14 protein-coding genes are annotated in these 13,964 nt (G+C 60.9%); 10 read left to right on the forward strand and 4 right to left on the reverse strand.

All coding sequences use genetic code 11. The features are described 5' to 3' along the window. Positions 1 to 28 precede the first annotated feature (28 nt). From rny to ACWHYV_RS03080, 6 genes are read left to right on the forward strand one after another with little or no spacing between them, the layout of a single operon-like run. Positions 29 to 1,594 (forward strand): ribonuclease Y, encoded by a 1,566-nt coding sequence (gene rny, locus ACWHYV_RS03055; protein WP_447980678.1) that lies wholly within the window; start codon positions 29 to 31, stop codon positions 1,592 to 1,594. Positions 1,595 to 1,626: 32 nt separating this feature from the next. Next, complete coding sequence (locus tag ACWHYV_RS03060; protein ID WP_447979188.1) at positions 1,627 to 2,406, forward strand: TIGR00282 family metallophosphoesterase; 780 nt, start codon at positions 1,627 to 1,629, stop codon at positions 2,404 to 2,406. A 28-nt stretch (positions 2,407 to 2,434) separates the two neighbouring features. After that, on the forward strand, positions 2,435 to 3,778 hold the full coding sequence (xseA, locus tag ACWHYV_RS03065) for an exodeoxyribonuclease VII large subunit (RefSeq protein WP_447979189.1): 1,344 nt from the start codon (positions 2,435 to 2,437) through the stop codon (positions 3,776 to 3,778). Positions 3,779 to 3,833: 55 nt separating this feature from the next. Further along, positions 3,834 to 4,091: an exodeoxyribonuclease VII small subunit gene (gene xseB, locus ACWHYV_RS03070; RefSeq protein ID WP_447979190.1), complete on the forward strand. Its 258-nt coding sequence runs from the start codon at positions 3,834 to 3,836 to the stop codon at positions 4,089 to 4,091. A 49-nt stretch (positions 4,092 to 4,140) separates the two neighbouring features. Next, positions 4,141 to 4,923, forward strand: a complete 783-nt coding sequence (locus tag ACWHYV_RS03075; protein ID WP_447979191.1) for a TlyA family RNA methyltransferase — start codon at positions 4,141 to 4,143, stop codon at positions 4,921 to 4,923. Further along, positions 4,920 to 5,855, forward strand: a complete 936-nt coding sequence (locus ACWHYV_RS03080; protein WP_447979192.1) for an SDR family oxidoreductase — start codon at positions 4,920 to 4,922, stop codon at positions 5,853 to 5,855. The genes ACWHYV_RS03075 and ACWHYV_RS03080 overlap by 4 nt, the downstream gene beginning before the upstream one ends. A 7-nt stretch (positions 5,856 to 5,862) precedes the next feature. Here the strand turns inward: ACWHYV_RS03080 and ACWHYV_RS03085 are convergent, their stop codons facing one another. After that, positions 5,863 to 6,186, reverse strand: coding sequence for a rhodanese-like domain-containing protein (locus tag ACWHYV_RS03085; protein ID WP_447979193.1), 324 nt, complete (start codon positions 6,184 to 6,186; stop codon positions 5,863 to 5,865). A 128-nt stretch (positions 6,187 to 6,314) separates the two neighbouring features. Between ACWHYV_RS03085 and cutA the strand changes: the two genes are divergently transcribed. The 3 genes from cutA to ACWHYV_RS03100 all read left to right on the forward strand — a co-directional run bounded on the left by cutA (position 6,315) and on the right by ACWHYV_RS03100 (position 9,548). Further along, positions 6,315 to 6,650, forward strand: coding sequence for a divalent-cation tolerance protein CutA (gene cutA / locus ACWHYV_RS03090; RefSeq protein ID WP_447979194.1), 336 nt, complete (start codon positions 6,315 to 6,317; stop codon positions 6,648 to 6,650). A gap of 99 nt (positions 6,651 to 6,749) precedes the next feature. After that, positions 6,750 to 7,730, forward strand: coding sequence for a M23 family metallopeptidase (locus ACWHYV_RS03095; protein ID WP_447979195.1), 981 nt, complete (start codon positions 6,750 to 6,752; stop codon positions 7,728 to 7,730). A 174-nt stretch (positions 7,731 to 7,904) separates the two neighbouring features. After that, positions 7,905 to 9,548, forward strand: a complete 1,644-nt coding sequence (locus ACWHYV_RS03100) for a formate--tetrahydrofolate ligase (protein WP_447980679.1) — start codon at positions 7,905 to 7,907, stop codon at positions 9,546 to 9,548. 26 nt (positions 9,549 to 9,574) lie between these two features. On the opposite strand, the gene hflC is transcribed toward ACWHYV_RS03100, so the two are convergent. From hflC to ACWHYV_RS03115, 3 genes are all read right to left on the reverse strand, one after another. Continuing rightward, entirely contained in the window at positions 9,575 to 10,435 is an 861-nt protein-coding gene (hflC, locus tag ACWHYV_RS03105) for a protease modulator HflC (RefSeq protein WP_447979196.1), read from the reverse strand. Next, positions 10,432 to 11,472, reverse strand: a complete 1,041-nt coding sequence (hflK, locus tag ACWHYV_RS03110) for an FtsH protease activity modulator HflK (RefSeq protein WP_447979197.1) — start codon at positions 11,470 to 11,472, stop codon at positions 10,432 to 10,434. The genes hflC and hflK overlap by 4 nt, the downstream gene beginning before the upstream one ends. Before the next feature lie 90 nt (positions 11,473 to 11,562). Then, positions 11,563 to 12,162 (reverse strand): VOC family protein, encoded by a 600-nt coding sequence (locus ACWHYV_RS03115; RefSeq protein WP_447979198.1) that lies wholly within the window; start codon positions 12,160 to 12,162, stop codon positions 11,563 to 11,565. 257 nt (positions 12,163 to 12,419) lie between these two features. Between ACWHYV_RS03115 and ACWHYV_RS03120 the strand changes: the two genes are divergently transcribed. Further along, a complete protein-coding gene (locus tag ACWHYV_RS03120) occupies positions 12,420 to 13,952 on the forward strand; it encodes a sensor histidine kinase (protein WP_447979199.1) in 1,533 nt (510 codons plus the stop codon). The last annotated feature ends 12 nt before the right edge of the window (positions 13,953 to 13,964 follow it).

A 13,964-nucleotide genomic window follows, 5' to 3' on the forward strand; every position in this document is an offset into this window, starting at 1 on the left:
GCGTCCGAACTGAAAGGGGGTGGCGACGATTCTTACCACCATCATATACGTGGTCGTGGCGCTGCTGGGGGCCGCTCTCGGCATCGGCGCCCTCGCCGTCTTGCAACGGAACAAATGGGCCGTTCAGCGCCAGCAGGCGGATGAACATGCGCGGCAGACCGTCCAAGGAGCCGAGCGGGAGGCCGAGAATCTGATCAAGGAGGCGAAGCTCGAGGCCAAGGACTTACTGCTTCAAGCCAAGAGCGACATTGAAAAGGAGCAAAAGGCGAGGCTGGCGGAGTTTGCGAGCCAGGAGAAGCGCTTGCTCCAGCGTGAAGAGCATCTCGATCGTAAGTTGGGAGCGATCGAAAGGCGGGAGGCGGAGGCGCAAAAGCGGGAAGCGCAGTTGGCCAAACGCGAAGAGGCCTTGGCTGGCCAGGAGTCCGTCAGTGAGCGGTTGCTCAAAGAGCGGCGCGCGGCGCTCGAACGCGTGTCCGGTATGACGGTCGAGGAAGCGAAACGGCAATTGATCAGTGAAATCGAAGGTGAGGCCAAACGGGAAGCCGCGGGGATGGCGAAGCGCATCCTCGACGAGGCCAAGGAAAACGCCGAACGGGAAGCGCGTGAAGTCATCACCCGTTCAATTCAACGGGTGACCCGGGACTACGTCTCCGAAGCGACCATCTCCGTCGTGCCGATCCCGAACGACGGGATGAAGGGCCGCATCATCGGCAAGGAAGGGCGCAACATCCGCGCGATCGAGGCGGCCACCGGTATCGATCTGATTATCGATGAGACTCCGGAAGCGGTGATTATTTCCGGATTCGATCCGCTCCGTCGCGAGGTCGCGAAGGTCGCGTTGGAACGGTTGATGCACGACGGCCGAATCCATCCCACCCGGATCGAAGAGATCGTCGAAAAGGTCAAGACGGACCTCGACAAGCTGATGGTCGAGGAAGCCGAGAAAATCATTTTCGAAGTCGGTCTGTCCGATTTTCATCCGGACTTGATCAAGATTCTTGGCCGCTTGAAGTACCGCACGAGCTATGGTCAAAACAACCTGTACCACGCCCGGGAAGCGGCTTATATCTGCGGCATCATGGCGTCCGAGCTCGGGCTCGATGTCAAATTGGCCAAGCGCGGGGCCCTGCTCCATGACATCGGCAAAGCGGTCAGCCATGAGGAAGAAGGTCCGCATGCCTTACTGGGTGCGGACATCGCCAAGCGATACGGGGAGTCGGCGAAGGTCGTAAACGCGATCGCCGCACACCATGAGCAGGTGGAGCCGATCTGTCCGGAGACGGTGCTGGTTGCCGCTGCAGAGGCGCTCTCAGCGGCGCGACCCGGCGCTCGCCGGGAGGCCCTTGAGTCGTACGTGAAGCGCTTGGAAAAGCTCGAGTCGCTGGCGATCGCCTTCGGCGGGGTGCAGAAGGCGTACGCGATCCAAGCCGGCCGGGAGATCCGGGTGATCGTGCGGCATGACGAGGTCAGCGATGCCGAGTCGGCTCTGATGTCCCGGGAGCTCGCGCGGCGCATCGAAGACGAATTGACCTATCCCGGTCAGATCAAGGTGACGGTGATCCGAGAGAGCCGGTTCGTGGATTTCGCCAAGTAGTGGTCCAAGGACCAGGAGGAGCAATCAGGGGCATGAAGGTGCTCTTCATCGGAGACATCATGGGAGAGCCTGGGCGCCGGGCCATTGCCCGGCGTCTCCCGAAGCTCGTGGACGAGCACGGCATCGACGTCGTGATCGGGAATGGCGAGAATGTCGCCGGGGGCTTCGGGATCACCCCGGAGCTCGCCCAGGAGTTGTTCGATTACGGCCTCGCCGCCATTACGCTGGGCAACCATGCATGGGACAAGAAAGAGATCGTCGACTACATCAGGCGCGAGCCGCGCCTCCTGCGCCCGGCCAACTATCCCGAAGGGGTTCCAGGCCGTGGGGCCTTCGTGATCGAAACGGCAGCAGGGGAAAAGCTCGGTCTCGTCCAACTGATGGGCCGCGCCTATATGCCTACGCTCGACTGCCCGTTTCAGGTCGCCCGCCGTGAAGTCGCCCGCTTGAAGACCCACGCCCCTGCCATCGTTGTCGATATGCATGCGGAGGCGACGTCCGAAAAAATGGCGATGGGGCATTTCCTGGATGGGGAGGTGTCGGCCGTCGTCGGGACTCATACCCACGTGCAGACTGCGGACGAGCAGATTCTCCCCAAGGGGACCGCCTACGTCACGGACATCGGGATGACGGGCCCGGTTCACTCGGTGATCGGGATCAAAAAGGAACTTGCGATCGAGAAGTTTCTCACGGGGATGCCCCGGCGCTTCGAAGTGGCGTCCGGCCCCGCGGTGCTCTGTGCCGTCCTCGTGGAAGTGGAAGGCACATTGGGAAAAGCGGTCAGCATCCGGCGGTTTCGAATCCCCGATTAGCGCTATCGATTCCTCCGACGTCCGTTCGATGGCCCTTTCGCTACAAAGAATCCTCACAGTCTCAGAATTGACCTTCCTGGTTCGTGAGCGCCTCGAGCAAACTTTTCCGGATGTATGGGTCGAGGGCGAGGTGTCCAACGTGCGGACGCCCGGCTCCGGACACCTGTACTTCACGCTCAAGGATCATCAGGCTCAAATCAAAGCCGTGCTCTTTCGGTCGTCGGCCTCCTGTCTTCGCTTCACGCTCGACGAAGGGCTTCACCTGATCGCCCGTGGCCGGCTCACGGTGTACCAACCGCGCGGAGAATATCAGCTCGCGGTCGATTACCTCGAGCCCAAAGGACTCGGCGCGCTGCAAATCGCGTTCGAGCAGCTCAAGGAAAAGCTCGCCAAAGAAGGCCTGTTTGCGCTCGAGCGCAAGCGCCGCTTGCCGCTCTTGCCGCGGCGCGTCGGACTCGTCACCTCCCCGACGGGCGCGGCGATCCGGGACGTCTTGACCGTCCTTCAGCGGCGTTGCCCGATCCTCTCGATCCTCGTCTATCCCGTCCCCGTGCAAGGAGACGGGGCAGCCCAACGCATCGCGGCTGCCATCGACGAGCTGGGCGGCTCGGGAGAGGTCGACGTGATGATCGTCGGCCGAGGCGGCGGGTCGCTCGAGGACCTGTGGTGTTTCAACGAGGAAGTCGTCGTCAGGGCGATTGCGGCGTCACCCGTTCCGGTGGTATCGGCCGTCGGTCACGAAATCGACTACACGCTCGCCGACTTTGTCGCGGACTACCGCGCGCCGACGCCGTCAGCAGCCGCCGAAGCGGTGGCCCCTGTCCTCCAGGATCTGCTGCGCACCGTCCAGGAGTTCAGCGCACGTCAGTATCGCGCCTTACGCCAGCAGCTCGACCGTCTCGAACGAACGGTCGCGGGCTGTTGCCAAACGATGAGCGGCGCCGTGTTCCGAGTTCAGCGAGAAAGCCAACGACTGGATGACATCGCCGGGCGGCTGGAAGCGGCGATCGCCGACTCGATCAGACGATCGGAACGGCGCCGGGCCCTTGCCGAGCACCGTGTCCTGGTGGCGAGTCCCAGGGGGACCATTCGAACGCTGAAAACGCTGCTGCCTCATACGACCACTCACTTGCAGCAGGCCTGGTCCCGTGCCGTGAGCTTCCGGCGGCAACGGGTGCAGGTGCTGCTGGCCGCCCTCCATACGCTCAGCCCGCTCGCGATTCTCGCCCGTGGCTACAGCATCGTGCAGACTGTCTCCGACGGCAAGGTTCTGAGGCGTAGCAAGGATGTCTCGGTGGATGAGGAGATCAGCGTGAGGTTGACGGAAGGGCGGTTGCTCTGCGGGGTGCGGAGGATCCTACCAGATCCCTAGCGCTTGATTTGAAGCCACGTCACGGTATAATACCGTTCTTTCTCCAAGGACTTGCATGGCGATGATCAAATTTGAAGAGGCGCTCGCTCGGCTTGAAACGATTGCAACCGAATTGGAGCGAGGAGACTTGCCTCTGGACGAATCCCTCAAGATCTTCGAGGAGGGGATTCGATTGTCGAAGACGTGCCTGAAGATGCTCGATGAAGCCGAACGGAAGGTCGAAATCCTGATCCAGGACAAGGATGGCAAGAAACGGCTTCGAGCCTATAATCTAGGGGCTGAGGAGGCCGATGATCCCGTGTCCTCCGTGTAGGCCGCTGCGCGCCCCCCGATCTTCCCCTCCCAGTCTTCTCCGGATTCCCATGGTAGACAAGGCCGGCCGCGTTCGCCTCGATCAAGCGCTTGTCCTTCGCGGCCTGACACCGAGCCGTGAACAGGCCAGTCGGCTGATCATGGCGGGCAGCGTCACGGTAGACGGCCTGCCCGTGGACAAGCCGGCGAGGCTCGTAAGCCGGGAGGCCGAGATCCATGTCGTCGGGAACCCGGAGCCCTACGTGAGTCGAGGCGGACGGAAATTGGAGGCGGCGCTCGACCGCTTTCACATCCATCCAGCGGGCCTCGTGGCGATGGACGTCGGAGCCTCGACCGGCGGGTTTACGGATTGCCTTCTGCAACGCGGAGCCCGCCACGTCTATGCCGTGGATGTCGGCTATGGACAGCTTGACTGGCGGTTGCGGCAGGACCCGCGAGTCACCGTCCTCGACCGGCAAAACATTCGGTACTTGCCGAAGGACGCGGTCGCGGAGCGGATCAATCTTGCAGTCATCGACGTTTCATTCATTTCTTTGACCCTGGTGATTCCCGCCGTGCTCCGATTCCTCAACAGCCCGGCCTTGGTGGTCGCCTTGATCAAGCCTCAATTCGAGGTGGGCCGCGGCCAAGTGGGTCGGGGAGGCATCGTCAGCAACGACCAGCACCGCCAAGCTGCCGCAGAGAAGGTGATCGAGGCCGCGACACGACATGGCTTGAGTTGTCTCGGGACGGTTGACTCTCCGGTCACCGGCCAAAAGGGTAATCGGGAAATTTTGGCGGCGTTTCGGTACGTGGGAGACTCTGTTGAGCAGGACCAAAGGAGACCGGCATGAAAATCTTGGTCACAGGCGGCGCGGGCTTTATCGGTTCCCACCTGGTGGATCGGTTGGTCCAGGAGGGCCATGATGTGGTCATCGTGGACAATCTCTCAACCGGAAAGCGACGAAACGTCAATCGCGCGGCAGAGTTCTACAAAGTCGACATCCAAAGTTCTCGGTTGGAACAGGTCTTTCGAAAGGAACGGCCTTCGTTGGTCGTGCATTTGGCGGCGCAAATGAACGTCCGTCGATCGGTCGAGGATCCGATTTTCGATGCTCAGGTCAATATCATCGGGATGCTCAATCTTCTCGAACAGGCCGTCAAGCATGGTACGCGGAAGGTGATTTTCGCCTCATCGGGCGGGGCGGTCTATGGGGAGCAAGAGATCTTTCCGGCCCCCGAGTCCCATCCCACTCGGCCTCTATCCCCGTACGGCATCAGCAAACTGACGGGCGAACACTATCTGGCCTACTACCAACATGTCAGCGGCATTCAGTACGTCTCGCTTCGGTATGCGAATGTGTACGGGCCGAGGCAGGATCCTGAAGGCGAGGCCGGGGTCGTCGCGATCTTTGCGAGAAAGATGTTAGCCGGGGAGCAGCCGATCATTAACGGAAATGGGCGCCAAACAAGAGATTTTGTCTTCGTTGAAGATGTGGTGGAAGCGAATCTCGCGGTCATGGGCCAAGACGTGCAAGGGATCTACAATGTTGGGACCGCGACGGAAACGACGATCAACGAGCTCTTCCGGGTGTTGACAGAGATGACCGGGGCCGGATTCAAGGGCATTCACGGCCCGGCCAAGAAGGGGGAACAGACACGCAGCGTGGTCGATATCACAAGGATCCGTCACGACGTGGGCTGGGAGCCCAAGGTCGACCTCCAGGATGGTCTCAAGCGGACCGTCGAGTTTTTTCGCCAAGAACTGGAACGAACCTCTCATTGAGCGGGCGTCAGCGATAGCGCGGGACGGAAGGATCGACCTGAACCGACCAGGCATCGATGCCGCCGATGAGATTCTTTACGTTCGTAAAGCCTTGCTGGGCCAGGAAACCCACTGCATCAGCACTTCTCATCCCGTGGTGGCAATACGCCACGATTTCGGCGTTCCGGTCCAGCTTATCCAAGGACTGGGGAAGGGTTCCAAGAGGAATCAGGATCGATCCCTCGATCTTGGCCAGTGAATACTCATAGGGCTCCCTCACATCCAACAAGACCGGCCGGTCACCCTTGTCCAGCCGCTGCTTCAGCTCTTGTACCGTAATCGTGTATCCCATGACCTGGCCTCCTTGACGGAAGTAATATAAGTACCGCTTTTCGGACCTGTCAATGGTGGGGGATATAGGCTATGCGAAAGCGCTGAACCCGCCCACCCTTCGTACCCGAACCAGAAGGAGCAGAATCGATGGATCCCAGTCCAGAGAAGGCCATTATCGTCCTTGTCACCGCCTCATCCCAGGAAGAAGCGACCCGGATCGGACGCGCCCTCGTGGATCAGAAGCTTGCCGCTTGTGCCAACCTGGTCCCTCATGTCACCTCGATTTACCGTTGGGAAGGAAAAGTATCAGAAGACGTTGAATGCCTGATGCTTATCAAGACCAGACCTGCCTTGTTTAATCAGCTTGCCGCCGAGGTGCGGCGACTGCACAGCTACCAAGTGCCGGAGATTATTGCGATCCCGGTCATGGCCGGCGCTCAGCCCTATTTGAACTGGATTCATGAATCAACCGTAACTGACTGAAAGATAAGAGCTCTTAAACAAAATTGTTGACCGTCACCATGCCATTGGCTACACTTGGCCCGGTAGCGCTTAGAGGTAATCGCGCACAGGAGTGATGCCATGGATGAGCCGAAAGACGCCTATACGGTGATGATCTTCAGAGGGTCAATGGCGGGGCCTTTGAAGTTCAGCTTCTCTCGGACGCTTGTCCGGAAGGCGGCGGTGGTCGGCCTCGTACTGGCCATTGTTCAAGTCATCCTCCTTTCACAAGCCGTGATGCGCATCGGGGAGATTTGGGAGCTCAAAGCCCTGCGTGCGGAGATGGCGAGCGTCCGCGAGCAGACGACCTCGTTTTCGAATACCGTCAATGAGCTGAAACGGCGCTTGTTGGCGATGAAAGAGGTGAACCAGCGCCTTCGACTCATGCTTGGAATTGAAGCGCCCAAGCCTGAAGCTGTCTTGGATGGCAAGGGCGGAGACAGCGAAGAGGTCAACCTCAAGAATCCTTTTAATTCAAGCGAGCTTATGATCTCTGACGGGGAAGAGCGCCAGATCTCCCGGGAAGGCGCGGAGTCGAACGACCGTCAACAAAATGACATGCTCTCCAAGGTCCAGGAGAGCTTGCAGTGGCTTCAGACCGAAGCGGGGTCAGAAGAGCGGTCCTTGCAAGATCTCGCAAGTGTCGTGCAAGGAAAACAGGCTCGATGGGATGCAACGCCGTCCATTTGGCCGGTGAAGGGATGGGTGACGTCCGGATTTGGGAAGCGAGTCTCTCCCTTCACGGGCCAATTGGCTATGCATGACGGGCTGGATATCGGGGCTGCACCGAATACCCCGGTTCAGGCGCCAGCCTCGGGGCGGGTCGTTGTAACCGGCTTCGATCCTCGGATGGGCAATATGATCGCCCTAGATCATGGCTTTGGGATGGAAACCCAATACGGGCACCTTGCAAAGGTATTGGTCAAGAATGGTCAAAAGGTCAAACGAGGAGATGTCATCGGCCTGGTAGGCAATACCGGTCTTTCCACGGGCCCACACCTGCATTATCTCGTGAAGTCCAATAATCATCCCGTCGATCCCCAACGCTATATCCTCGATTAACGTCCCAGTCAGCTTTCTGGTCTGCCCGCCGCGTTTCCCCTGCCGTCCTCAAACCACCCTTTCATCCCGCCCGTTGCCTCTGCGAATGTGGTACACTGCGCGCCCGAAATGATCTAACGGGAGGCGCTCGTGACCGATTTGGATATCTCGCGTTCCGCTCGACTCCGTCCGATCATGGAAATCGGAGAAGCGATGGGTCTGTCGGCGGATGAGCTCATCCCCTATGGCCGCTTCAAGGCGAAGGTCACGCTTTCGGCGCTTGAACGGCTGAAGGCCCGGCCGTTGGGGCGGTATGTCCTCGTCACCGCGATCAATCCGACTCCGCTCGGAGAAGGGAAGACGACAACCTCAATCGGCTTGGCGATGGCGCTCTGCCGTAAAGGACAACGCGCGATCGTGACGTTACGGCAACCCTCCCTGGGGCCGGTCTTTGGCATGAAAGGCGGTGGGGCTGGAGGGGGGCGGGCCCAAGTGGCTCCAATGGAGGACGTCAATCTCCACTTGACCGGGGATGCTCACGCCGTCGCTGCCGCACACAATCTGCTCTCTGGCTTCACCGACAATCACCTCTTTCACGGGAATGGGTTGGGCCTCGACCCAAACGGCATCGTCTGGCCCCGAGCGCTGAGTGTCAACGACCGTGCGCTCCGGCGGGTCACCCTGACCCCGCCGCACGTGCGTGAAGGTCGAGCAGCCGAGTTCGTCATCACGGAAGCCTCAGAAGTCATGGCGGTTCTCGCGCTGTCGGAGGGCCACGCAGATCTGAAACAGCGGCTGGAGCGCATCATCGTGGGGTTTCGGCGTGATGGACGACCGGTCAAGGCCGAAGACCTCAAGTGTGGAGGATCAATGGCCGTCCTGCTCAAGGAGGCCCTGTGCCCGAATCTTCTCCAGACCCTGGAAGGCACCCCGGCCGTCATCCATACCGGACCCTTTGGGAACATCGCCCATGGAAACTGCTCGATCCTCGCCGATGCCCTGGCACTCCGATGCGGCGACTATGTCGTCACGGAAGCGGGGTTCGGCAGCGATTTGGGCGCCGAAAAATTCTTCAACATTAAATGCCGTGCGTCCGGGTTCCGGCCCGACGTCGCCGTCGTCGTCGCGACCCTCAGGGCCTTGAAGCTTCATGGAGGCGGCGGCCTGGTCAAACCGGGGAAGCCGCTACCCAACGCGCTGAGCGGGCCGAATCGCGAGGCCCTCGAGAAGGGGCTTGCGAATTTACAGCAGCACCTGGAAAACGTGGCCGCACACGGCATCCCCGCGGTCGTGGCGGTCAACGCCTTCAGCGAGGATCCGGAAGAGGAACTGGTCTACGTGACCCAGTGGGCTCGTCGTGCGGGGGCGGTGGGGGCCGCGGTTTCCACGCACTGGCAGGACGGCGGCAAAGGGGCGGAGGAACTCGCGGAAGCCGTCGTCTCCGCCTGCCGCCAGCCGGCTAAGTTTCGCCTTCTCTATCCTGATTCGGCAGGGATCAAGGAGAAGATCGAAACCATTGCGACGAGCATGTATGGCGCGCGTACCGTGTCCTACGAGGACACGGCCGAGCGACAGATCGGACGAGCCTACGAGCTGGGGTTCGGGTCCCTGCCGATCTGCATGGCGAAAACGCCGTTGTCGTTGTCGCATGATCCGGCATTGAAAGGCCGGCCCACGGGATTTACTTTGCCCATCAAAGAGGTTCGCCTGCTGGCGGGTGCCGGATTTCTCACCGCGATCGCCTCGGGCATCCAGCTGATGCCCGGTCTTCCGGCCCATCCTGCCGGGGAGCATATCGATCTCGACCCGGACACCGGACACGTTGTCGGGCTGTCGTGAAGAGGGTCGGTGCCCGCTAGGCTGGCTCAGCGCTGTCTGAGATACTTCAAGAACTCGGCGTCGGGACTCAAGACCAAGGTGGTGCCGGAGGCAAAGGTCTTCTTGTACGCTTCCATCGACCGAATGAATTCAAAGAACTTGGGGTCCTGGCGGTAGGCTTCGGCATAGAGTCGAAAGGCCTGAGCGTCCCCCGCTCCTCGCAGTTGCTCGGCGGTCTTGTAAGCTTCGGCCAGGATGATTTCTCGGTCTTTCTCGGCGTCTGACCGGATCTTCTGGGCCTCCTCGGCGCCTTCCGCGCGGTACTGTTTGGCTTCCCGCTCACGTTCCGCCTGCATTCTCGCGAACACGGCCTTCTCATTCTGTTCCGGCAAATCCGCCCGCTTGATGCGGACGTCGACGATCTCGATTCCATACGGCTGCGCCTTCTCATTCGCTCGTTGCGCTACCACGGACATCACATCGGAACGGGTCTTCGACACGATTTCGGAGAGGGTGTGCCGTCCCACCTCGACCCGCAGCTCCGAGTAGATGATGTCGTCGAGCCGCTTCAAGGCGCCGCGCTGAGTTTGGAAGGCTTGAAAGACCTTCAAGGGATCGGTGATGCGCCACTTGGCAAAATTGTCGATCAAGAGCGTCTTCTTGTCCTGCGTGATAACGTCTTGGGCGACGGAGTCGTAGTCGAGAAGGCGCTTGTCGAAGTAGGTGACTTCCTGGATGAACGGCACCTTCAATTGAAGACCAGGCTGGGTAATCGACCGAACGGGCTTTCCCAACTGCACGACAATTGCGGTTTGGGTCAGGTCGACCACGAAGAACGGCGACGCGCCGAGGACGATCAACAACAGCAGGACCCCGACAAACGCGACGATGAGCGTCTGCTTGCTCATCGATTCCCCTTCTCCTCGGTCTGTGACGCGGGGCCCGAGCCGGCGGCGCGCTGAAGCGGGAGATACGGAAGCAGTCGGTCGCCGGCTTTGCCGTCGATGATGATTTTCTCCACGCCCGGCAGGATCTCTTCCATCGTCTCGATGTACAAGCGTTTGCCGATGACGTCCTTGGCTTGGCTGTATTCCTTGAGCATCTTCACAAAGCGATCGCTCTCGCCCTGAGACCGTGTAATCCGGGCTTGTGCGTAGCCCTTCGCCTGGTTGACGATCTGCGCGGCCTCGCCTTTCGCCTTCGGGATGATATCGTTGCGGTAGCCCTGCGCCTGGTTGATCAGCTTCTCACGGTCTTCTTTGGCGCTCGCGACGTCCTTGAAGGCCGCGACGACGGCCTCGGGCGGGTCGACGTCTTGGAGCTGCACGGCCGCCACGTGGATCCCCGCCTGGTAGCCGTCCAAAATTCGCTGGATGAGCATTTGGGTATCGGCCTGGATCTGGGCCTTGCCGGTCGTGAGGACCTCGTCGATCTTGCTCTTTCCAATGACTTCCCGCATCGAAGCCTCGGCCGCCTTTTGAATCGTTTCCTCGATTTCATCGACCTGGAAGAGGTAGTCCTTGGCGCTCTTGATCTTGTACTGAATGATGAATTCCACCCCGACGATGTTTTCGTCGCCCGTGAGCATCAGCGCTTCCTTCGGCAACATGTGTTGGCGTCCCTGCTGATCAGTCCGAAAGCCGATCTCCATGCGATGTAGTTTCTCGACCTTCGGCTTGGCCACCGACTCGAGCACCGGGATCTTGAGATGAGGCCCCGGACCGGCCGTGCGAACGACTTCGCCGAAGCGTTTGACGACGCCTTCTTCATCGGGTGCCACGATGAAGGCGCTTTGCCAGAGGAGAAAGAGGAGGGCGAGCGTCAAGAGGAGCGGGCGCAGCCCTGACGCGGGCATCATGTGCTGCAAGCGGGAACGTGCATCGCGGAGGGCGTCATCGAGGCCATCACCTGTTCGCGACCACGGGTCCTTGGGGTCCCAGACCATTCGCCTCCTTCTGACGCCGCACCATAGCAGCTTTTCCGGAGGGCGGCAACGAACCTCCCGGGCGTCTCGACAGCAGCGCGTCCGGCCGGGCTAGGCCTTCTTGGCCGTGGACCGCATGAGCCCATCGGCCTGAGGCGGGGAGAATCCCAAGAAGCCCTCGTGGCGTTCGGTGAGCTCGAGCACCGAGAAGGCCTTCCCGCCGACTTCCTCGGGCTCGGTGAAGATCTGGCGGAGGGCGCCACCGGGTTGACCGACGATGTTCCCGGCGAAGCGGATGCCGTCACGGGCCAGACGGTCCATCGCCACCTCGATATTCTCGACCCGTACCGCCACATGGTGCAGCGTGCGGTCGCCGAAGGAGGTGACCCAATCCGGGATAATGCTCGTCCGGCCTCGTGCATCGGCGTAGGCCTGATCGATGAACAAAGGCGGGTAGCCGGGTCTTCGATAGACCTTGGCAAACCAGTCCTGATACTCGATCTGTTCGGAAAAGTCGTACCCGAACGGGATGAACTCCTCGGCTCGTCGATCGATATCCATGGTTCGGAACGTGAGGTGATCGGCCACCGGCCAGAGCCCGATCCCGAGGTCGTCCAGGTGCGTCTTCAGTGTGCGCGCGGCCCGGTTGCGCGAAACAAAATCCGTCAAATAACCGGCAAGCAGTTCATCGAGGCGGCGTTCCGGTGTCATTGCATCATCCCAGCACCGTCTTTATCATCCTCGTTCAGCATCAGCAGGGTAAGAATGGACAGTTGATCCGGCCCTGTCAACCATCGGAGGGCTCGGCGATCGTCCCTCGCTGAAAGAGGCGGTGAGGACAAGCTGGCAGGCGGCCGATTCCGCCCGCTATACGTAGGCTATCGTCTGATAGACGAGGGAACGGCTTCCGACGAAAATGGGGCCCCCGAGGCTGATGCCCTGGGCCGACCACAGGATTGCTGGTCCTTATGAATTCAGCGCACTCCCCATTGTGGCTTCGGCTGGTTGCGGCGGGGACCATCGGTCTGACCGTGGTCGTCTTCGTCATCGATTTTCTCTCGCCCTTGGGCTTGGCCTTTTGGGTCCTGCATCTGTTTCCCCTATGGGTTGCATCCCGGCTCTATCGCGACTTTCCCCGCCTGCTCCCCACCGTCAGCTTCCTGGCGATCGCGCTGATCGCCGCCGGCCTCTTCTTCGCGACGGAGGGAGTGCCGTTCTGGATGGGCCTTGGGAACCGTGTGCTGTGGATCGCGGTCATCTGGACCGTGACGCAGCTCTTGCTGCGAGCGGCCAGGCGGGAACAGGGGATCGAAGAGCGGGAAGAGCGTCTGAGTCTCGCCTTGGACGGCGCGCAACTCGGCACCTGGGAGGTGAGCCTGAGGACCGGACGGATCGGGCTCTCCGCCCGCATGCGGGAGATGGCCGGGTTGCCGCCCGAAGGGCCGCCCCGCACGCTCGCGGAGTGGCGTGAACGGATTCATCCTGACGACGTCGAGCGGGTGCAGCGAGAGTTCGCCGCCGCCCTGCAAGCGCTCGATGTATTCGAAGCGCAGTTCAGGCTGGTGCGTCCGGACGGCGGCCTTCGCTGGATTTTTTCAAAAGGGAAGATCGTGCGGGACGGGAGCGGCATGCCGGTCCGGTACGTCGGCATTGCCATGGACATCACCGAGCGGCGCCTGGCCGAAGAGGAACGGCTGAAGCTTCTCAAGGATGCCGAACGGCGGGAGCAGGAGTTGCGCGAAAAGCAGGCCCAGCTCGTCCAAAGCGCGAAGCTGGCCAGCCTCGGCGAGCTGACGACCGGCATCGCGCACGAAGTCAATAACCCGTTGAACAACATTAGTCTGATCCTCGGCAACCTGATCGACCATCTGGAGCTCAGGCCGATGGAGCAGGAGCCGTTGCTCTTTCGGCTCAAGCTCGCGCTTGCGCAGGTGTCCAAGGCCGCGACCATCATTCAGCACTTGAGAACGTTCGGCCGGCTCGCACCCGTCGAACGGGAGCCGGTCTCCGTCCATGACGTGCTGCAATCGGCGCTGGGGCTCATGCAGGAACAACTCCGCTTGCGGAACATCGAGCTGACGATGACCTTGTCGCCGGCGGAGCCGTTGGTGTTGGGGAACCGGATTCAGCTCGAGCAGGTCTTCATCAACCTGCTGACCAACGCCCGTGACGCCGTGGCCGAGGCGCCGCGCAAGGCGATCATGTTGAGCAGCCTGGTCCGCGAGGACCGTGTCGAGCTCGTGTTTCGGGACACCGGAGTGGGAATTCCTCTGGAGATCCAAGGACGGATCTTCGATCCCTTTTTCACCACGAAGCCGGTCGGGCAGGGGACCGGCCTGGGGTTGTCGGTGAGCTATGGGATCGTCAAGGAGCACGGCGGCCAGATCACGGTGATGAGCGGCGCGGGAGAAGGGACCACATTCGTCATCCAACTCCCGCTCGCGTCTCCGCCGGCCGAGGAGCTCGCGGAGCTCGATCTCTTCTCCCAGGTCCACCGCTGACCGCGCCGTCGC

It is taken from the genome of Candidatus Nitrospira bockiana (assembly GCF_965152565.1).